This window comes from Heyndrickxia sporothermodurans (assembly GCF_003055045.1).
GTDB lineage: Bacteria > Bacillota > Bacilli > Bacillales > Bacillaceae_C > Heyndrickxia > Heyndrickxia sporothermodurans.
Map to the genome: position 1 here is coordinate 26,478 of NZ_NAZB01000018.1, position 20,063 is coordinate 46,540.

18 protein-coding genes and 1 pseudogene are annotated in these 20,063 nt (G+C 35.6%); 9 read left to right on the plus strand and 10 right to left on the minus strand.

Going from position 1 to position 20,063, the window contains the following annotated elements; translation table 11 throughout:
* The first annotated feature begins 118 nt into the window (after positions 1 to 118).
* Complete coding sequence (locus tag B5V89_RS06990; RefSeq protein WP_108071169.1) at positions 119 to 655, plus strand: hypothetical protein; 537 nt, start codon at positions 119 to 121, stop codon at positions 653 to 655.
* Between the two features lie 62 nt (positions 656 to 717).
* On the opposite strand, the gene B5V89_RS06995 is transcribed toward B5V89_RS06990, so the two are convergent.
* Positions 718 to 2,526, minus strand: coding sequence for a beta/alpha barrel domain-containing protein (locus B5V89_RS06995; RefSeq protein ID WP_108071171.1), 1,809 nt, complete (start codon positions 2,524 to 2,526; stop codon positions 718 to 720).
* Between the two features lie 106 nt (positions 2,527 to 2,632).
* On the minus strand, positions 2,633 to 2,929 hold the full coding sequence (locus tag B5V89_RS07000; protein ID WP_244913468.1) for an MFS transporter: 297 nt from the start codon (positions 2,927 to 2,929) through the stop codon (positions 2,633 to 2,635).
* A 255-nt stretch (positions 2,930 to 3,184) separates the two neighbouring features.
* On the opposite strand from B5V89_RS07000, the gene B5V89_RS07005 reads away from it, so the two are divergent.
* Both B5V89_RS07005 and B5V89_RS07010 read left to right on the plus strand, forming a co-directional pair.
* A complete protein-coding gene (locus B5V89_RS07005; protein ID WP_107958760.1) occupies positions 3,185 to 3,703 on the plus strand; it encodes a YfiT family bacillithiol transferase in 519 nt (172 codons plus the stop codon).
* 357 nt (positions 3,704 to 4,060) lie between these two features.
* Entirely contained in the window at positions 4,061 to 4,648 is a 588-nt protein-coding gene (locus B5V89_RS07010; RefSeq protein ID WP_066231434.1) for a GNAT family N-acetyltransferase, read from the plus strand.
* A 146-nt stretch (positions 4,649 to 4,794) separates the two neighbouring features.
* Here B5V89_RS07010 and B5V89_RS07015 read toward each other — a convergent pair.
* The 3 genes and pseudogenes from B5V89_RS07015 to B5V89_RS07025 all read right to left on the minus strand — a co-directional run.
* Positions 4,795 to 5,262: pseudogene (locus B5V89_RS07015) on the minus strand (methyl-accepting chemotaxis protein); the annotation flags it as partial.
* 146 nt (positions 5,263 to 5,408) lie between these two features.
* Positions 5,409 to 5,756, minus strand: a complete 348-nt coding sequence (locus B5V89_RS07020) for a DMT family transporter (RefSeq protein WP_108071175.1) — start codon at positions 5,754 to 5,756, stop codon at positions 5,409 to 5,411.
* A 21-nt stretch (positions 5,757 to 5,777) separates the two neighbouring features.
* Positions 5,778 to 6,101, minus strand: a complete 324-nt coding sequence (locus B5V89_RS07025) for a DMT family transporter (RefSeq protein ID WP_066231367.1) — start codon at positions 6,099 to 6,101, stop codon at positions 5,778 to 5,780.
* A gap of 253 nt (positions 6,102 to 6,354) precedes the next feature.
* Between B5V89_RS07025 and B5V89_RS07035 the strand changes: the two genes are divergently transcribed.
* Positions 6,355 to 7,668 (plus strand): WD40/YVTN/BNR-like repeat-containing protein, encoded by a 1,314-nt coding sequence (locus tag B5V89_RS07035; protein ID WP_142406515.1) that lies wholly within the window; start codon positions 6,355 to 6,357, stop codon positions 7,666 to 7,668.
* Positions 7,669 to 7,942: 274 nt separating this feature from the next.
* On the opposite strand, the gene B5V89_RS07040 is transcribed toward B5V89_RS07035, so the two are convergent.
* A complete protein-coding gene (locus B5V89_RS07040; RefSeq protein ID WP_108071179.1) occupies positions 7,943 to 8,371 on the minus strand; it encodes a VOC family protein in 429 nt (142 codons plus the stop codon).
* A gap of 167 nt (positions 8,372 to 8,538) precedes the next feature.
* Between B5V89_RS07040 and B5V89_RS07045 the strand changes: the two genes are divergently transcribed.
* Positions 8,539 to 9,564, plus strand: a complete 1,026-nt coding sequence (locus B5V89_RS07045) for a DUF3231 family protein (protein ID WP_108071181.1) — start codon at positions 8,539 to 8,541, stop codon at positions 9,562 to 9,564.
* A 24-nt stretch (positions 9,565 to 9,588) separates the two neighbouring features.
* On the opposite strand, the gene B5V89_RS07050 is transcribed toward B5V89_RS07045, so the two are convergent.
* The gene (locus B5V89_RS07050; RefSeq protein WP_181294624.1) at positions 9,589 to 10,992 is read right to left on the minus strand and encodes a vWA domain-containing protein; all 1,404 of its coding nucleotides are present in this window, start codon (positions 10,990 to 10,992) and stop codon (positions 9,589 to 9,591) included.
* 299 nt (positions 10,993 to 11,291) lie between these two features.
* Here B5V89_RS07050 and B5V89_RS07055 point away from each other — a divergent pair, with 299 nt between their 5' ends.
* On the plus strand, positions 11,292 to 11,744 hold the full coding sequence (locus tag B5V89_RS07055; RefSeq protein ID WP_407716582.1) for a DUF2269 family protein: 453 nt from the start codon (positions 11,292 to 11,294) through the stop codon (positions 11,742 to 11,744).
* Between the two features lie 155 nt (positions 11,745 to 11,899).
* Here B5V89_RS07055 and B5V89_RS07060 read toward each other — a convergent pair whose 3' ends face one another.
* Positions 11,900 to 12,367, minus strand: coding sequence for a CBS domain-containing protein (locus B5V89_RS07060; RefSeq protein ID WP_108071185.1), 468 nt, complete (start codon positions 12,365 to 12,367; stop codon positions 11,900 to 11,902).
* Between the two features lie 138 nt (positions 12,368 to 12,505).
* On the opposite strand from B5V89_RS07060, the gene B5V89_RS07065 reads away from it, so the two are divergent.
* A complete protein-coding gene (locus tag B5V89_RS07065) occupies positions 12,506 to 12,907 on the plus strand; it encodes a hypothetical protein (protein ID WP_244913470.1) in 402 nt (133 codons plus the stop codon).
* Between the two features lie 90 nt (positions 12,908 to 12,997).
* Here B5V89_RS07065 and B5V89_RS07070 read toward each other — a convergent pair whose 3' ends face one another.
* The gene (locus B5V89_RS07070) at positions 12,998 to 15,436 is read right to left on the minus strand and encodes an SH3 domain-containing protein (RefSeq protein ID WP_181294625.1); all 2,439 of its coding nucleotides are present in this window, start codon (positions 15,434 to 15,436) and stop codon (positions 12,998 to 13,000) included.
* Positions 15,437 to 15,655: 219 nt separating this feature from the next.
* Complete coding sequence (locus tag B5V89_RS07075; RefSeq protein ID WP_107919829.1) at positions 15,656 to 17,023, minus strand: amino acid permease; 1,368 nt, start codon at positions 17,021 to 17,023, stop codon at positions 15,656 to 15,658.
* A 387-nt stretch (positions 17,024 to 17,410) separates the two neighbouring features.
* On the opposite strand from B5V89_RS07075, the gene B5V89_RS07080 reads away from it, so the two are divergent.
* The gene (locus B5V89_RS07080) at positions 17,411 to 18,649 is read left to right on the plus strand and encodes a PucR family transcriptional regulator (RefSeq protein WP_108071289.1); all 1,239 of its coding nucleotides are present in this window, start codon (positions 17,411 to 17,413) and stop codon (positions 18,647 to 18,649) included.
* A 116-nt stretch (positions 18,650 to 18,765) separates the two neighbouring features.
* Positions 18,766 to 19,899 (plus strand): alanine dehydrogenase, encoded by a 1,134-nt coding sequence (ald, locus tag B5V89_RS07085; RefSeq protein WP_107919828.1) that lies wholly within the window; start codon positions 18,766 to 18,768, stop codon positions 19,897 to 19,899.
* Positions 19,900 to 20,063 lie beyond the last annotated feature (164 nt).

Here is a 20,063-nt window from a genome sequence, read left to right on the forward strand (position 1 = left end):
TTCTAAGCAGATCATCGGATTAATTATATCTCAGTTATCCTACTTCGCGGACGAACGATTATCTACCGAAAAAGAGGGTACAATATCAATTAGGTATTTTTAATTGGAGGTATATCGAATGGGTCAGATTGTCTCATGGATTTTATTTTTAGCTCCTTGGTTTTTATTGCTCCCCTTAGATACGAAACGTGTAAAGCGTTTTATGCCAGTATCTCTATTCATGGCTGTTTTATATACAATTCTTTTTCAAATGGCTGAAGTTTGGAATTGGTGGGATGTTCACGAAACAAGCAATGTATTCTTTCTCACCAATATTTCATCTTTTGTATATGGATTTCTGATTGTAACGACCATTTATATGTTTTATTTTACCTATCCGAATTTTTGGCTTTTCCTTATTGTAAATTGGGTTATCGATTTAATTCAAGCTCTTATTATAAGTCCTTTTATCTTTCAGAAAGTAGGGCTTTATACGATGAACAGTATGTCCAATTTTGGGCTCTTCATTATGATTGCCATCACTGTGCCCATCATATATTTATATCAAAGATGGCAAGAAAACGTTTTTGAAGAAAAGGCTGAGGTGTCTTTGGCAGAACTTCTGTTTAAACGATTTTCGCAATCTAAAAATGCAGCTCCTCGTCGCCGAAGATGAAATTGATTTCTTTATTATGAATGATAGTAACTTTCCTAACTCGAGTACAAATTCATTTACTTTCAAAACTTTTTTAGTACAATAGCTGTAAGTAATAAAAATGGTGCTGTACAAATGACACCTACTAAGTATAGAAATACTGCAAAATAGGCAGGTAATAAGTGAACAAAATCAGTATATGCGATAATAAAATGAGTGACAATTCCCGCTAAAAAAGCAGGAATGGCACCAATTGTGAAGGTCCACCAAACCCATCTTTCTCCTTCGCGAATTCCCCATAAGGCAAGCATCAATACGAGTAAACCTACACTTAATAGGGCACTTCCAAATCCGGCACGGTCATGCGCAATAACAGGGATTAAGCGTTCATTAAATTCACTAAGTGCCTCTGGAGATAGACATAGGTAGGTAAGATCCGTTGGTACAAAGACACTTGATGCACCAATGAAAGAAATGACAACACCGCCAAGAGTTAATGAAGCGCCTAATAGGACAAAGGCTTGTTGACCGATTAAACTCAACTTCCAGTATCGATGATTGAAAAGGTTAGTACTTTTTGGTGCTCCTGTTGCATTTCTTGATTTCACATATCCAATAATAAATAAAGGTAATAATATAAGCCAAAACAATCCATGAAGCCAATCGAAGTAACCGTAACCGATAAATAAGAAAATACCAAGAAAACCAACCAGCCCTGCTATATTTACTGCTTTTCTTGCCCAATGAATACCATATCTGATTCCATGCCTTGAAAGCTGCATGTAAATAAATCCACCTGAAATCATCGTTCCTGAAAGTGTCATCCGGTCATGTGCCATAAAGTATAAAATGGCAGGATTGAAACGTAGAATATCATTTCTAAAGATTTCTAAAAAAGATTCATCATATGGAAGAATAATCCTTGTCATACTAAAAAGCAGAGCAATAAAACCAGCTACTGTGATCGCCAAACCGAACAACCAATACCAAATCCATCCTTCAACTTTTACTGGTTCCTTCGAGAATCTATTCTCAAAATCCTCATTAATCCTCTTTGGGAGACCAGGTCCGGTAAACACGTATTCAAATCCTAACAAAATAAGGGAAGCTCCACTATCGAATAATCTAATAGCATCTGCTGGCTCTCTTACTCCACCCGAAGTGATAATGGGTATATCCTTATGTACTTTCCTTATAGCAATAAGTGCATGCTGAAGCCTATCAAGTGAATGGCTTTCTTCAATTAATATTCCATCTGCATGATAGTTTTCTAGGTTATTACTGTCAGTAAAACTCTCGGCTGAATAAGCTAATAAAATAGGTTTATTTATTTGCTCACGAAAAAAAATGTATTCATTAACCGAATGAAAAGTATGACTGTTTATAATGAATCCATCACTAAAAGGATCGAGCTCTTCACAAATCTGCTTTGATTCTTGAAGCGTTCCCTCTACTTTTATAAAAAATGGTACTTTCTTTTTTTTCAAAGAGGCGAGTTTCTCTTTGACTTTTGATAGCGGTATCCTTTCGCTATATCCCAAAATTTGTTCCTGCTTGTGGTCAATTCGAAGTTCTTCTTTCTCTGATGAACCAAGAATTGAAACTGGGCCAATTTCCATAAAACCAAAACCGAGATTTTGGAAAGCTTTTATTCCGGATAATTTCGGATCAATTTTGCCACTTAGTCCAACAGGAGAAGGAAACTGAACCCCACATATCTGCTTCTCTAGTTTTTTAGAAGGTGCCATGTGGCCAAGAAATTCTATAAATCTTTCACCAATGGTTGTCGATGATACTATGCTCATCCCATGGTGAATAAATTCCCGACTAAAGGAAGGTGGAAGCTTTTGAAGAATCGGTTTAAATATCGTTTGATATGACCAATCCGGCAAGGGTGATCTCCCCTCTCTGTTACTTTAAATATTGATTATGAAAAAGATGATTACTATCTGTTATTTTACTATATGAATGAGGACTTGGTTCAGTAAATTATAACTTCTATTCTTTGAAGCTATTCCAATAACATGGTTTTACTTTATTCATTTTATCAACGAGTACGCCGGAAAATGGCAGGAGCAAAATAAACGGTACCATATAAACTGCCATAACCGTTCCCATCGTGGCTGCCGATTTTGTCTCTTGCAAAACCACAATAGGCATGATTACATTTGTAATCGAGCTACCTAGATATGAAAAAATTTGCCCAAGTAACAAGGATGTAAAATGAGGTGACTTTTTAAAAAGTTGAAAAAATGTTAACCCATGTTCCCTTTGTTTGACTCTAACGGAACTCATCATACCCTCTCTCTTAATCATACCAATGTGATTAACACGATTTCCCAGCTGGTTATTAAAATATAAAAGAACTTTTTATATAAATATAGACTTATAAATTTATTTGATTTATACTAATAGTATGAAAATTAAAGGGACGGACTTTTTATTTTGAAGAACACAGGAAAAAGAACATATGTTCTAATGATGAGACGCTCTTATAAGGGCGTCTTTTATAGTACCTGTTATTACTTTTAACTTAAGGAGGAATAAATGATGAATGAAAAGTATCCCATTGGAACATTTCAATATGATGGTGAGATTACTGACCAAATGATTGCCGGTTGGATAAATGAAATTGAAGGTTTACCAATTTTATTACGAGGGGCTGTAAAAAACTTGGATAATGAACAACTTAATACGCCTTATCGTTCAGGGGGATGGACCATTCGCCAAGTTGTTCATCATCTTGCAGATAGCCATATGAATGCATATGTTCGTTTTAAATTAGCGATAACAGAAGAAAACCCAGTTATCAAGCCGTATGAAGAAACAAAATGGGCAGAGCTTCCGGATTACAATTCACCAATTGATATTTCTTCATCTCTTCTTGAATCCTTACACAAACGTTGGGTCAAACTTTTACATAGCTTAAGCCATGATGATATGAAAAAGACATTTATACACCCAGAATCTGGCGAAGTATCGGTTCGTGAAAATATAGGCATTTATGCGTGGCATGGTCAACATCATCTTGCACACATAACTTCTTTATGTAAGCATAAGGGTTGGTGAATGTCCTATGATGAGCTTGAAGTGATCTGATAGCCAATCCGCCTCTACGTTAATAGTATCGGAATATTCGGAAGCGGCCCGAAAGCCAATCCGTTACCGCGTCTATGGTACTGGAAAAGGTAGAAGCGGCCCGAAAGCCAGGCGTCCTCCGTGTCTAAGATACCGGAAAAGGAGAGCGGCCCGAAAGCCAGGCGTCCTCCGTGTCTATGATACCGGAAAAGGAGAAAGCGGCCCGAAAGCCAGGCGTCCTCCGTGTCTATGGTACCGGAAAAGGAGAAAGCGGCCCGAAAGCCAGGCGTCCTCCGCGCCTATGGTACCGAAAAAGGCAGAAACGGCATAAATGAATGGGAGGGAAATATGGATATTAGAGCTTACAATCAGGAAGATGAAATGGAGTGGGTTCATTGTAGGGTATTATCCTTTTTGGATACTGCATATTATGACAATGTTTTAAGGGAAAAGGAAAAATACGTAAATCCTGCAATTGAACTAGTAGCTGTAGAGGATCATCAAGTGATTGGATTAATAGATATTGAATATGAAGTGGAAGAAAGAACAGTCTGTTCAAGGGGACAAGGACTAGGAGGAATGATTTGGCACATTGCGGTTCACCCTGATCATCGAAGAAGAGGGGTTGGGAGTCAACTATTATCTGAAGCTGAGAAAATAGCGAAAGAGAAGGGGTTAAACCGTCTAGAGGCATGGACGAGAGATGATGAATGGGTAAATAATTGGTATAGAAACAACCAATTTTCAAAAGTGGATTCATATTTGCACGTGTATATTGATGGTGAGGCAGAGCTGAATGGTGTAATAAAATCAGAGCTATCAGATTTGTACCCTGTTCAAACCTTCGCTCACTATGTTGGTAAAGATAAAGAAAAGATAAAGAAACGATTTAAAAGGGTTCATGAATGCAATTGTTTTGAGAAGGAGTTTGAGTAAGAATCGCTAGTGTAAGAACGATAGGATATAACAAGCCTTGGTAGCTGGATCAAAGGGATGTGTGACAGTGTTAGATAATGAAAAAACATCCTGTTCCACTTTTAAGTGTGAAACAGGATGTTTTTAAAAAAAATTTCTTACTCCTATTAAACTTTGAATTCCTTCACATGAAGCTGCAGCTCCTCCGCCATTTTGGATAAGGCCAATGTAGAAGCGGCGACTTCCTCCATGGATGCTAACTGCTCCTCTGAAGCGGATGCCACGGATTGTGTATTGGTTGCAGATACTTGTGCAATCCTAGCAATTTCCTCAATAGAGGAATTGACTTGTTCTACACTAGCAGACATTTCTTCGGAAACTGCTGTTGCTTCTTGAATTTGAGCGGTTACTTGTTCAATTGACGTTAGAATCTTTTTAAAACCTTCTTCCGCTTCGTGTACAACTACTAATCCTTCTTTAACCTCAATAGTCCCTTTATCCATTACGTCAACAGCATGTGTTGTTTCTAGTTGGATATTATTAATTAATTCAGCTTTCTGATCCGCCGAATCCTTTGATTGTTCAGCTAGTTTTCTCACTTCATTTGCTACAACTGCAAACCCTTTCCCATGTTCACCCGCACGAGCAGACTATTCGTTCATGTTAGTAGGGTGTAATGGATTACATTTTTTTCAAAGAGAACACTTGTAACTGAATGAATCATAATTAATGAATAAAAAAAACATCATAAGAAGGACAGTGGAACTTTGTCCATTGACCCTTAGTTTGCAGGTTTCTTCTCTTGGATTTTCGCATCTGAAAAATTTAGTAATACAACGCCACCAATAATTAATAGTATTCCAGCTAACTTAAGTGTGCTAAAAAGCTCATCCCATATAAATATCCCAATTAGAGCTGTTAATGCAGTTCCTACCCCAGACCAAATAGCATAAGCTAAACTTAGCGGTATCGTTTTGAGGGCTAGAGATATGAAATAAAATGAAAGTCCATAACCAACAATTACTGCTAGAGAGGGAAGAAAGTTTGTAAACCCTTCAGACATCTTAAGCATGGCAGTAGCAAAAACCTCTCCAATAATAGAAATTGTTAAAAAAATATAAGCCTTCATATGTATTCTCCTTTCTTACATTCAATGAGCTCCCCCATAATTTAAAAATATGACTCCACCTATAATTAATGTTAAACCGAAAAACTTTTTACCATTAAACTTTTCTTTATAGATTATCACACCCACTAGTGCAGTAAGTGCAGTACCTAATCCCGCCCATATTGCATAAGCCATTCCGAGCGAAAGTGTTTTGAGCGAAATTGATAAACTAAAGAATGCCACTCCGTATCCTGCAACAACTCCTAAAGACGGGAAAAAGTTTTTAAATCCATTTGTGGCTTTAAGCATCGAACTTCCAAATACTTCACTTATAATGGCTACAATCAAAAGTACATAAGCATCCATCGCTGTATTCTCCTTTCTTGTCGAAGTAAATACTTGTTAATATGTATTAATACTAATCTATTATAATGTGAAAATGGTCATCTTTATATAATAGAGGCTCCTCCCTTCGGAAAGCAAGCTCCTGCAGCGGAAAGGAACGGGCCACTGTTTAAATAAGGTGAAAGTTGTGCTGTTGGATTCGATTCATTGTCCCGTATGAATGTTATAATATTTACAAAATTAAATGTTAAAAGCAAAAAGGATGTTGTTTTATATGAAATTGTTCACAAACAAAATAGTGTTATTGGCCACTATTTTACTAATAGGAGCGGTTATAATATCCATTTATATGTGGAAAGGTGGAGAAAAAAACAAAAAACCTTCCATCGAAAAAAAGGTGGTGACTTTGAATGAACAAGATTTTAAAAATCAATTACCAATGACTAAGAAAATCATTGAGGGTGATACAAAAAAAGAAACCATTGCCTATCGCCTATGGTTTGATTTAATGGAGAAGTTTAAAACAAGTGGACAACTTGCGGGCGCTTATTTTAATAGATTTCATTTATTAGAGGAAAAAGATAAAGAGTTTGTCGTTGCTGCTGTTTTTCAACTTCAGCTAGGTGAAGGCGTTCAAACGACAAGTTGGAAACCGCAAAAGAATGGATTAATTGATGGATTAGTTTGGAAGTTGAAGATTAAGAAACAATCCGATCAAACATATACATTAGAAAGTTTTGAAAAATCATCGGATAAACTAATTGGTTTACCTCCAATGCAAGATATGGATAGCTATAAAAAAGAAGCTGGTATAAAAACTGATGAAAATAGTCGATATGAAATTGTTGATGATACATTAAAAGTTACGTATAACAACGGAAAGGATTGGATTGATGTACCAATTGAGGTAGATCGATTATTCGAAGGCGATTATAATGGGCCAAAAAATGAACTTATCAAAGGAAGCTATGTTATTCATTCAAAAAGAACTGCTTTTGTGATAGGCGGGCGCCGGGGTCTGCAACTTTTGATATCAGAAAATCAAGGGAACTCTTGGGACGAAGTAAACATAACAGATAAAATACAGGGAGCTCGGATGCGTTTGTTAGGTTTTACTTCAGATCAACATGGATATTTAATTGCCACCGGATATCGCACGATGGCCAGTGAAGGGAATTATCTGTTTAAAACGAATGATGGTGGTCATTCTTGGAAAGAAGCTGGTTCAGTTGCTGGCGTAACATCACTTGTTACGGACGGAGGGTTAATCAATGATGAACTTGGTTTCGTATCATTCGGATCAATCAACTTCGAAAACGAGCCACCAAGACCTTGCCTCTATCGTACGGCTGATGGGGGAAAAACGTGGAAGGAAGTAAAAGTTCCGATTCCAAAAGAATACAAAGGGATATTCACCGTAGCTGAAACCCCGATTTTTAACGGGAATAAAGGAACACTCCTCGTTAATCAAGGACCAAACGGGGATTATTTAGGAGGAAATGTCCTCGCAAAATTTACAACTAAAGACATGGGGAAAACTTGGACTTTTGCTGGATTAGTTGATCCGGACGAGGTTCTAGGTAAATGAGCGGATAAGAAAAATCAGGAAATGAATGTCTATTGACGTTCATTTCCTGTTCTTTTTATAAAGTGAGAAAGTATAAATTTGTTTGGAATTACAGTTCTTAAAAAGTATCTGCTTTGTCTAGCTCCAGCGCCTATCGACTAGAAAACTTCAGGACTTTTCCCTACGATAAGTCAACATCGATTCGCCTTGCATCACCCGCGTTTCCTTTATCTCAGTCAAAGTCCCGTAAGTCTTTTACGTCGATGAGCAAGGCACTTGCGCTTTTCCCATAAATTCACCAACCTGATTCCCCATTATCATAGCTTAATTGCCATTCAACGCCAAATTTATCAACAACTTGTCCATAGCATTTACTCCAAAAAGTTTCTTGGAGCTCCATGTTGACTTTTCCGCCTTCTTTTAACTGATTATAATACGATGTAATTTCATCTTGGTTTTGACTTACGATCGCAAGACTTATATTGTTTCCAACGACAAAAGGCGTGCCGGGAAACGTATCGGAAAACATCACATTGCTTCCGCTAATCGATAGTCGTGCGTGCATGACAAGATTTTTGGCTTCTTCCTGCAGCGGAAATTCCGGATTAGGAGGTGCTTCACCAAAGGTCATAATTCGCGGTTCTTCTGTATTAAAAACCTTTGCATAAAACTCTACCGCCTCACGACAGTTCCCATTAAAATTAAGATAAACATCTACTGACATTTGCACCACTCCTAGAATATAAAATTTAATCCCTTTTTATTGTAACCAAAAGATAGATGAGATAAAAGAAATTTCAAAAAATTTTAACAAGAAAATAAAAATTACATAAATCCTGCAGTCCTGGTGAATATAAAAATAGGACAAAATTATTTAGGTGGTGTCCCCCGTTGCCGGATAATAATGAAAGATTAACCTCATCAGAAATATCTAATTTATGGACACATTATATTCGAGAGACAATGCAAATTTGTGTGACGAAATATTTTTTGCAAATTATTAAAGACCCTGAAATACATAAGATTTATACATTAGCTCTGGAAATGTCAGAGAATCATGTAATAAAGATAAGAGATATATTTCATAAAGAAAATTTCCCAATTCCTAAAGGATTTACTAAGGAAGATGTTAATTTACATGCGCCTCCATTATTTACAGATGCTTTTAGTATATTTTATATTCACACGATGACCATGCATGGATCACAGGCATATAACCTTGCTTTTAGTGTTTCTATTCGAAAAGATATAAGAGATTTTTATTATCAGTGTAATCTAGATACAATGGACCTTTATAATAAATCATTTGATGTTATGCAATCAAAACAACTTTATGATAAACCTCCATTTTATGAAACGCCAAGCAATGTTTCATTTATAAATAGTCTTAACTACGTGACAGATGTATTAGGTGAGCGAAGGAAGATGAATTCGATTGAGAGCGGAAATATCTTTTTTAATTTGCAAAAAAGCTTAATCGCAAAAGCGTGTTTTTTTGCTTTTAATCAAGTATGTAAAGATAAAGAAATCAATCATTTTATTAACAAGTGTATAAATAGAAAAAACAAACATATTGGAGTTTTCTCGAATTTATTGCTTAAAGAAGATTTGCATTCACCTCGTGCACTTGAACCAGAAGTGGTAAAATCAACTATTTCTCCTTTTTCGGATAAATTAATGTTGTTTCATTCCGGCTTTTTAATTGCAGCTGCCATTTCCTATTACGGCAGTGCTATAGTAACAAGTATTCGAGCTGATATCACATTTCATTGTGAGAAAGCCATATTTGATGACTTGTTACTTTATGGGGTATTTGGGAAATTACTCATTAAGAAAAAATGGTTAGAACAGCCTCCATTTGCAGATGACCGAAAATTAGTTTCGGAAACGGGAAAAAGAAACCAAGGATCGTTTTAAATTTCGATCCTTGGTTTCTTTTTTTTATAAATCTAAATCTTTTGTTATACGATCAATTATTTTTTTCAATCGCTCAGCCGTATCAAAAATTTCGGTATGTTTTTCATTTTGAATCGTGTCTGCGTAATTTTTTATTGCTTCATGACGTTTAAATAGGAAATCTGAGGTGGCAGATTTTGTGTCTAGATCAATTATTTTATCTTCTAGTAATTGGTTTAATGCTTCATTCATTCGCTCAAGTTCACGGTTGCGGGAGGTAATATGATTATTAAAAAGCTTTCTTAGTTGATTGGACATACCGACTGAATCCCAATTTATATTATTATGATTGCCAGCAACCCAAAATCTCCACGTCGTTTTTCCCATGCTTTCTTTCCAAGACTTTGTTATTTCATCGTCTAGTTGTTGTTTATTTTTTACCGATGTATATTCGCCACCGCCGGCTTTAGCTACCTCTTTTAGTTGACGATCGGCCTTATTATCGACGTCAAATCCGATAATGTTAATTTGTACGTCCATCTTCGCTTTCTTAGCGTCTTTCGCAGCATTCACGGGATTACCGCCGCATGTTTCGATTCCATCACTAACAACATAGATAAAGTTTTTCGTATGTTCATCACTTGCCTGCAGCAATTGTTTTGTTGCTTTCTGGATAGCGGAGGCAAGCGGAGTCCAGCCACTTGCTTTAAATTGGTTTAATGCTTTTGAAAACTTTTCCTTTGAATAGTTTTTTAAAGGATAAACCGTTTCAACACTGCTACATGATAATTTTTTATCTTTGTCAGCACCGGTTCCTTTATGTCCAAATACGGATAGTGAGACATTGGTGTTTTTCGGAAGGCTTTCCGAAAAGCTTTTCAAGCTCGTCTTGGCTAGCTTCATTTTATTTCCACCTGGAACATTTGCGTTCATACTTCCACTTGCATCAAGGAGTATCGCGACATTTACCTTGTCAGGACTTTTACTTAATTCTTCTTCATCTACATCTTGTAATAAACGACCATCCGGTAGCGTTAATTTATCATATTTCACTTCAAAATCTTTCATCGGTTGGATTGTGTCGCTGTATTGCGAACGAAAATTTGTAATGAGTGATTGCGCCCATTTCTGAGCGTCCCATTCTTTTGTCTCCACTTTTTTCATGGTTTGTATGTATTCTTTGATTGCTTCGTCTACGGTAGGAGAGTATTCTTCATTAGTAGCTAACTCTTTTGCGCGAGAATATTTCTGAAACAATTCGCCTGCCGGTTCTTTTTCAATTTCTTCCCCTATCATACTAATTGGTGTTTCCGGTAGCTTTTCCTTTTCTTTAGCTTCTTCAACTTTTTTTGTTGGTTCCTTCTTCGTACTCGTTTTCTCGTTCTGTTGGCAACCCGTAACGATTATACAGAAAAGTAGGAAGAAGAAAAAAAGTGACTTTTTATACAAAACCCCATCTCCTATCTTGTTTTGTGAACTTTCATTTTTCTCTAAAAATAGTATAGGAAATGTTTTATGGAGTGAAAAGAGGTCTTTGTACCTAGGTAATAGGTAGGCAGGAAAGATGTCAGAGTCAGATTGGCCGAATATCATGGATAGGTTAATTCATCTGATGGTGAGTGAAGGGAGATAGAAAATTTCCCTTTCATTTCCATAGTTCTCTTCTAATTTCAACCAAATTGTCACTAAGATGGTAGATGGAATCGTGTATAATTAAAATGAATGTTGAATGATGGAGAGGATTGATCGTGTTAATTTATAAGATACTTGTGTTTATACATATTTTCTCTGCTATTTTAGGCATGGGACCTGGTTTTATTTTGACGAGGATTGGGAAGTCTGCGGATACTATGACGAAAGTGCGGCATTCGTTCGCAATTAGAAGAGATTTACATATAATCGTGATGATTGGTGGTACACTTTTACTTGTGACGGGATTGTTAATGGGCATGCTTAATCCAAATTTATTCCGAATGGGATGGTATATAGCAAGTTTGATTCTCTTTCTAATTGGTCTAGCAATGGGGCCATTTGTCTTATCTCCGAGATCGAAACCGATTAAGGAATTATTAGCTTCATATGAAGGGGAAGAAATACCTGAGCAATATACACGATTGTCAAAGGAATTGTTTCGATATGAAAACCTCGAAAACCTTATTTTTCTTATTATCATTGCATTGATGATTTTGAAGCCATTTTAAGACAAAACAGCATGGGGAGCTCCCCATGCTGTTATTTTAGTAGAATGGTATAACATTTTATTGCTGTCCTTAAGATAAGTTAACATCGATTCGCCTTTCCTTAATTTCAGATAAAGTCACGTAAGACTTTTACGTCGATAATCAAGGCGCTTTTCTTATAATATTTCAATAATATTTTTCTGGATAGTTCGAATAATGTCACCGCGGCTGATGACACCGACAACTTTATGATTATCATCAATAACCGGAATTTTCTTAAAATGATGTTTCCCCAAAAGTTTTAACGCTGTTTCGATTTCATCATTTTCTTTTACAGTTACAATCCCACGTTTCTTTGCTATTTTCTTTAATGGTTGATCTTTAATAGCCGTCAACACATTTTCAAGATTTCCTTTTTCAAACGTATAAGCCATTAAGCTAAAATAATCATATATCACTGTATCTTTTAATTGAATGCTTCTTAATACATCTCCATCACTTATCATTCCGACTAGTTTACCTTCGGAATCCACTATAGGCGCACCACCAATTTTGTTATCAACTAGCGTATTCAGTAAATGCTTAATTGTATCGTTTTCATTAACTGTAATTACATCTCGGATCATGAAGTCTTTTACCTTCATAATAAGTGCCTTCTTTCTTATAAGTGATTTTATTTCACATCATTATTTTAACATAAATTCGTAAAAAACTAAATGAATAATAGGAATATATGTGCGCCTTTCACAATATGATGAAGTATTGAGGGTGGAGGGATTAATTTGAATAATAATGTTGATTATTTTATTACTAAAGAGATGGTAGTGCAGTATGATGACCTGAATCGGAAGAAAAAAGAGATTGAAAAAGAATTGGAGAATTTAAAGAAGGCATTTAATCAATATTTTGATGTGGCTGTAGGGAAAAATGTGAAGGGTGAGCTAAACATCAGTGGGTATAAATTACAAAGACAAATTAGAAGATCGGAAAAATTTGAACAGGATGAAACGGTAAAAAGGTTGGAAGAACTAAATATGATGGATCTGATTCAGAGAAAGCCAGATGAAGGAAAGATCAAGTCAGCATTAAATTTAGGACTGCTAAAAGAAACGGACTTAGAAGGATGTATTAAACAGATCTCTTCACAAGCTATTTATGTGAAACAAATTTCTACAAATGAATAGAGTAAAAGAGGTGTCAGGCACCTGGTGCCTGACACCTTTTATGCAAAAATCGAATAAATATTCAAAAAGTGAATAAATGGTGCCTGACACCTATTTTAATTCTTGTTTGATGTAGTAGGCGCTTACCCATCCGGTTTTGCCGTTGGATAGTTTTATTTTGTACCATGTTTTATTTTTATCCATTGTCGGTTTTCCGTCTTTTGTTAGAACGATTTGAACAAATGAATTTTGTTTTAATGTTTGGATCTTACTGCTGCTTGTGGATGCAGAGCTGCGTACGTTTAAGTCTTCTACGGTGACTCTTCCTAAATTTTGAACAGCTAAATATTTTTTATAATCATCAAATTTAATAGAGTTGGTCCAATATGTTGTTTTACCTACTTTAACTTTTACCCAAAAGTCATTTGTTTTTTCAAGTAAAGTAAATTTTGTTCCTTTTTTCAATGTTTTCGCTTTGTCTGTTGCGCCTTTTTTACTGTGGAAATCTAAATCCTTTTTCATAATTGCTTGAATTCCAGCTGGAAAGACGTCGCTACCTGCTGGTTTACCTGGTTGTGAATATACTTTTGTATTGATTGGTGCCTTACTGTAACTAGATTTATAAGGTAATATATTCTGCATATGTTTAGCAATCGTTTGTCCCCAATATGGATCACTGGCATACCAAAAGTTCATTCCGCCGCTATTCTCATCGATTCGCTTATTGTTCATGTCTTTCGTGCTGTATCCGAGATAGGCACCATTATACTTCCAGTTATTTTTATTCAAATATGTTGCTTTCATTTCTTGTGCAATATAGTTGATACAATCATTTACACTTTTAAATTTATATGCAGCAATAAATGGTGTGGCATCATAGGCACCAAAGCCAAATAAATTATTTTTTCCTACTGAAAGAAGCGATGTACCATATGCACTTTCGTGAATTGCATGGGCTGCAAGATAAAGTGCGTTCACTCCATATTTATTTCCCGCATCGATAAAGGCTTGTCCTTTTCCAGATAATATACTTTTCTTTCCGGTTAATTTCACGTATTTTGCAATATAATTATTAATTTGCGTAGCTGTTACTGATGATTTTGTTCTCAAGTCGATAAATTGATAACCTGTATGGCTTGTAAGTGGGTCCCCTGTACGAACTTGCGTTAAATATTTTCCACTAACATAGCCGGTCGATTTTCCGTATTTTACTTTATACCAACCGTTTGATGCTTTATAGTTTGCAATAACAATTTTTGATTTCGGAATGGTTGTTACAATAGAAGATGTAACATCATATGACTTTCTTAGATTCAGCGCATCGTTCGTAACATATGTGGTTTCATCAATTTTTTTGACAGTGATATTATTATTTATTGAAAAATCCTTAATAAAAACATAGCCTGTTGATCCTTTGTAACTAGTACGATACCAATCTCCTGATTTTAGTGATGAAGAAATAACCGTTCCCTTTGGGATTGTGATTAGCTTCTTTTGATTTAAACCAAAGGATTGATAAAGATAGGTGTCTTTATTTGCTTTGTAATCCGTTTTATTAATTGACGTAGTTGTAGCTTTACTTACATCATTGCCGTTCACGTAAAATGTTTTTCCCTTATACGTAACCCGATACATCGTTTCCTTTAAGCTATTGACTACTTTTTGGGTGGAAGAAAATCCGTTATTTGCGGAAACGGAGTAAACTAGTTTACTCTTCGTATCAGGTTTTGAATAAAGTTTAGATGTTTGTTTCGTAATATAGTAGGTTACACCAGTGTTAGAAGTTTGATAGGTAATTTTATCATACTTAGAGAAATCACCTATATAGAAATAACCAGTTTTTCCTTTATAGGATATACTGTACCAATCACCAATTCTTTTTTTCGCTTGCACAATCGTTCCTTTTGGAATCGTTACTAACTTCTTTTGGACATTTCCATAGGATTGATATAAGTACGTAGTTTTATTTGCTATATACTTCGTTTGTGAAAATGATGTAAAGGATTGTTTTGATACATCATTACTCTTAACATAAAGTGTTTTTCCTTTATAAGAAATGCGGTACCATGTCTCACCAATACTATTTACCACTTTTTGGGTAGAGGGAAATCCGTTATGTGCAGTTACCGTAAAAGCAGCTTTTTTCTTCGTATCAGGCTTCGTGTAGAATTTAGATGTTTTTTTCGTAAAATAGTAAGTTTTGCTTATTTTTTTATATTGATAGTATTCTTTTAAATATCCGCTGCTCACCCAACCTGTTTTCGTTATGTTTTTGTTTTTAGACTTATATGTATAAGTAACCTTATACCAGCTGCCTTTTTTTTCTGTGGCTTGAATGATTTTTCCTTTTGGTATTGTGAGAATTACTTTATTCTTCGTGCTTGCACCACTTCGAAGATTTAAGCGATCTTTCGTTTGAAATGATGTTTTTTTCATTTTAATCGTACTGCTTGCTTCCGCCTTAATGGCAGTAAACGGAGTAAGTGGTAATACAGGTGTAGCCAGCAATATACTTGTGGAAAGTATAATCGCTTTCCCCATTTTTTTCATCCAATCGTGCCCCCCAATATCTATTAATATATTCATTTGTCTAATAATATATTAAATTGTCTTTATTAGTCTTATTATCGGTTGAACCTTGCCGTTTTTCAATAGTTTATCTAATATTATTGAATTGGAGTAATGCAAAAAAAATGCCAAGTACCAAAACGGTACCTGACACTTTGTTCAGTATTTAACAAGATTCAGTTTTTAACAGGTTGCTGGCTATTATGGGTTTTTCTTTGTTTGTTTGTTGATGCCTTTGCTGTAGTATACGGCTACTAATAGGATTAGCCATATTGGTCCAACGACCAAGGCGATCCATGTGTCTTCTGAGAAGGCCATTAATACGATTACGAGTACTAGAAATGCGAGTGCAATGTAGTTGCCGTATGGCCAAAATGGTGCTTTAAATTTGATATTCGCACGTTCTTCCGGAGACATATTTTTTCTGAATTTAAGTTGAGAAAGTAAAATCATTGCCCATGTCCACACAGCACCGAATGTAGAAATACTTGTAACCCAGGCAAATACTTTTTCTGGTACTAAATAATTAAGAATGACCCCGATTAATAAAGCTGCGGCTGAAAGGATAATCGCTAAGGACGGTACGCCGCCTTTATTTACTTTTTTCAACGATGCCGGTGCTTGATTTTGTTCGGCTAAATTAAATAACATACGGCCTGTACTAAAAATCCCGCTATTACAACTAGAAAGTGCGGCTGTAAGCACTACAAAGTTGATGATTCCTGCTGCTTGACGAATCCCGATTTTTTCAAATGTCATAACAAATGGACTACCGGCTGTGCCAATTTCATTCCACGGATAAATGGACATGATGACAAATAATGCACCAACATAGAAAATAAGGATACGCCAGAAAACAGTATTTACAGCTCTTGAAATCGTTTTTTCCGGATTCTTCGCTTCACCGGCTGTTACTCCAAGCATTTCAATGCCGAGGTAAGCAAACATAACCATTTGCATCGATAATAAAATGCCTTTCATTCCATTCGGAGCAAAACCACCATGACTCCATAGATTGCTAATTCCGGTGGCAACGCCACCATTTCCAAACCCGAATATAATAATTAATAGACCAATAATGATCATCGCAATAATCGCTACAATTTTAATTAAAGCAAACCAAAATTCAAATTCTCCATACGCTTTAACAGTGATTAAATTAACAAGTGTCATAATTACAAGTGCAGCTAATGCCCAAATCCATTTAGGTACATTTGGGAACCATAAGTGCATATATACGCCTACAGCTGTAATTTCAGCCATACATGTAACAACCCATAAAAACCAATAATTCCATCCAGTGATGTAACCAGCAAGTGGTCCTAGATAATCCTTTGCATAGCGGCTAAAAGATCCTGCAACCGGGTTTTGAATGGCCATTTCGCCAAGTGCTCGCATAATAACAAACATAATCGCACCAGCGACAACATAGGCAATCAATATAGCCGGTCCTGCTAGTTCAATTGTTTTTGCTGAGCCAAGAAATAATCCTACACCGATACAGGCACCTAATGACATTAATGTAATATGTCTTTCTTCAAGGCCACGCTGAAGTTCTTGGTTGTTCATTTGTTCCACCCCTTAAAATAGTGAAATTGCTCATTTTTTGTGTTGCTCTTTTAGCAATTAAAAATATTCCACAATATTATTTTTAATTTTGCGTTTTCAAGAGATTAATAGTTCCATTTATTCTGAAAAATCATTTTACAAATAAGAGTAGCCAATTTCACTGAATATTACTATGAAATTAGTTTACTACAATAGTTTTATTTTGACTACCGATTTGTAAACGTTTTCATCAAATAATTTGGAAGTTTTTTTAGTATATCATAAAATAAAAGAGTCTAAAGTTGTGCGAAAATCAAAAAATGAATATTTGGATTTGTGTAATTTCACAAAAGGTGAACTAAATATGGTAAAATTAATTATATTTATATTGTGAAAGGGAAGTTTGAAGTGAACCATTCTCAAAATTTTAAAGATTCCTTTGATTCTCTCGAAGGGTTGGCCGACCGTATTGGTGAAATATTGCAATGTCCGATTACAATAGAAGACTCAAATCATCGAATCATCGCGTACAGTACCCACGAAGAAAATGTCGATCCCGCAAGAATCGCTACTATTATAAGAAGAAAAGTACCGGATAATGTAATCCATACGCTGTGGAAAAATGGTGTAATGCCTAAACTATTCGAAAGTGACGAGCCGATTATCATACCTGCAATAGAAAAAGTTGGACTCGGAAACCGTATCGCTGTTTCCGTAAGAAAGAATAAAGAAGTTCTCGGCTTTATTTGGGCTCAAACAGATCATGAAAATTTCGGAGAGGAAAAGCTCCAACTTCTTAAGGAAGCAGCCAAGTTCGTGAAAAATCAACTTCTCCAGCACCAAATAAAGAAAAGGAAAGTGGAAGAGGATTATAATGAATTCTTTTGGAAACTACTAACAGGGCACTTCGAAAAGCTAAATGAAATAAAAAAGCATGCCGAAAGATTTAGGGTGAAGTTAGATGGCGGGTTAGTGATTGCCATTATTGATTTTGATCAGGAAGTCAATCAGCAAATAGAGAAGCATTCCTATTATTTAATAGAAACATTACAACATGTCGAGGTGATATGTCGGGTATTTGATCAAAATCAACTTATTCTATTACTTCGTTGCGAAACTGAAAAAACTTCTATTAATAGTACGAAACAATTTATCCAGCAGTTTATTGATAAAATAAAAGAACGACTGCAAATCGAACAGGTAAAAGGTTCCTCGGGATTATTTTATGAATCCCCATTACAAATAAATAAAAGTTATACTGAAGCTTTAAAAGTTTTGGAACTGAAGGCACATTTTCCAAAAGAATTAGAAAAAGTCATTTGTTATCATGAATTAGGGATCTATCAGTTTATCGAGGAGCTATTTCAAATTAGAGCTCGGGAACAATATCAAAATTATACGATTGAACGATTAAGAGCATATGATCGTAAACATCAAACGAATCTTTTACTAACACTTAAAACGTATTTAGAGTGTGATAATAATGTTCATGATGCGGCGAAGGTGTTGCATGTTCATACAAATACATTAAATTATCGACTAAAGCGAATTGTAGAAATTGCAGAAATCAATCTAAAAGATCCAAATCAAAAGCTTACGTTATATCTAGATTTAATTATGGAGAATATGAAGAGTGAGGATTTGTGATTTTTCACAAATGCCCACTCTTATTTTTTATATTATTCATAAAGCAATATGCAGAAAAAAGGAATATAATAGCATTGTAAGCGCATTACTGACTTATCATTAAGGAGATGTTATAGATGATTATCGGTGTTCCTAAGGAAATTAAAAATAATGAAAATCGTGTGGCAATGACTCCTGCTGGTGTCGTTCATTTATTAAATGCTGGACATAAAGTTATTATTGAAACAAACGCTGGATTAGGCAGTGGTTTTACGAACGAAGAATATAAACAAGCTGGTGCTGAAATTATTGAAAGCGCTTCAGATGTATGGACAAAAGCTGATATGATTATGAAGGTTAAAGAACCGCTTGCATCTGAGTACGGTTATTTCCGTAAAGGATTAATCTTATTCACATATCTTCACTTAGCTGCAGAACCTGAATTAACAAAAGCGTTGGTAGATAGTGAAGTGATTGCCATTGCATATGAAACAGTTACTGTAAATCGTACATTACCACTTCTTTCACCAATGAGTGAAGTAGCAGGCAGAATGGCAGCACAAGTCGGAGCTCAATTCCTTGAAAAGACACAAGGTGGTAAAGGAATTCTACTAAGTGGTGTACCTGGAGTAAAACGTGGCAAAGTAACGATTATTGGTGGCGGAATGGTTGGAACAAACGCTGCAAAAATCGCAGTCGGTCTAGGAGCGGATGTAACAATCATCGATTTAAATCCAGATCGTTTACGTCAATTAGAAGACATTTTTGGTACAAGTGTTCAAACATTAATGTCAAATCCATACAATATTGCTGAAGCTGTTAAAGAATCCGATTTAGTTATTGGATCAGTACTCATTCCTGGTGCAAAAGCTCCGAAATTAGTGACAGAAGAAATGGTTAAATCCATGCAACCAGGATCTGTTATTGTAGACGTTGCAATCGACCAAGGTGGAAACTTCGAAACAGTTGATCATATTACAACTCATGATGACCCAACTTATGTTAAACACGGTGTTGTTCATTATGCAGTAGCTAATATGCCTGGTGCAGTTCCACGTACAGCTACAATTGCCTTAACAAATGTAACGATTCCTTATGCTGTACAAATTGCGACAAAAGGTGTAGTTAAAGCAGTGAATGACAACCCAGCAATTAAGGCTGGTGTGAACGTAGCGAATGGCCATGTAACATTTGAAGCAGTAGCAAACGATCTTGGCTACAAATATGTAACAGTAGAAGAAGCAATTTCTAAAGAAGCAATCAATGCATAATTAATTGAAATGAACAAAGGTGTCAGGCACCACTTGTGGACATTTGTCCATTGTAGGTGCCTGACACCTTTGTTTTTGTTAAAAGGTAAGAAATTTTTGTATGTATAATGTTTCTAATAAATATCTGCTTTGTCTAGCTCCAGCGCCTAGCCCTCGAGGAACAT

What these genes read in the sequence shown, in the direction of transcription:
- B5V89_RS06990 (WP_108071169.1), top strand. Translation starts at nt 119, where the DNA reads ATGGGTCAGATTGTCTCATGGATTTTATTTTTAGCTCCTTGGTTTTTA.
- B5V89_RS07000 (WP_244913468.1), bottom strand. Translation starts at nt 2,929, where the DNA reads ATGAGTTCCGTTAGAGTCAAACAAAGGGAACATGGGTTAACATTTTTT.
- B5V89_RS07005 (WP_107958760.1), top strand. Translation starts at nt 3,185, where the DNA reads ATGAATGAAAAGTATCCCATTGGAACATTTCAATATGATGGTGAGATT.
- B5V89_RS07010 (WP_066231434.1), top strand. Translation starts at nt 4,061, where the DNA reads ATGGATATTAGAGCTTACAATCAGGAAGATGAAATGGAGTGGGTTCAT.
- B5V89_RS07020 (WP_108071175.1), bottom strand. Translation starts at nt 5,756, where the DNA reads ATGAAGGCTTATATTTTTTTAACAATTTCTATTATTGGAGAGGTTTTT.
- B5V89_RS07025 (WP_066231367.1), bottom strand. Translation starts at nt 6,101, where the DNA reads ATGGATGCTTATGTACTTTTGATTGTAGCCATTATAAGTGAAGTATTT.
- B5V89_RS07035 (WP_142406515.1), top strand. Translation starts at nt 6,355, where the DNA reads ATGAAATTGTTCACAAACAAAATAGTGTTATTGGCCACTATTTTACTA.
- B5V89_RS07040 (WP_108071179.1), bottom strand. Translation starts at nt 8,371, where the DNA reads ATGTCAGTAGATGTTTATCTTAATTTTAATGGGAACTGTCGTGAGGCG.
- B5V89_RS07060 (WP_108071185.1), bottom strand. Translation starts at nt 12,367, where the DNA reads ATGAAGGTAAAAGACTTCATGATCCGAGATGTAATTACAGTTAATGAA.
- B5V89_RS07070 (WP_181294625.1), bottom strand. Translation starts at nt 15,436, where the DNA reads ATGAAAAAAATGGGGAAAGCGATTATACTTTCCACAAGTATATTGCTG.
- B5V89_RS07075 (WP_107919829.1), bottom strand. Translation starts at nt 17,023, where the DNA reads ATGAACAACCAAGAACTTCAGCGTGGCCTTGAAGAAAGACATATTACA.
- ald (WP_107919828.1), top strand. Translation starts at nt 18,766, where the DNA reads ATGATTATCGGTGTTCCTAAGGAAATTAAAAATAATGAAAATCGTGTG.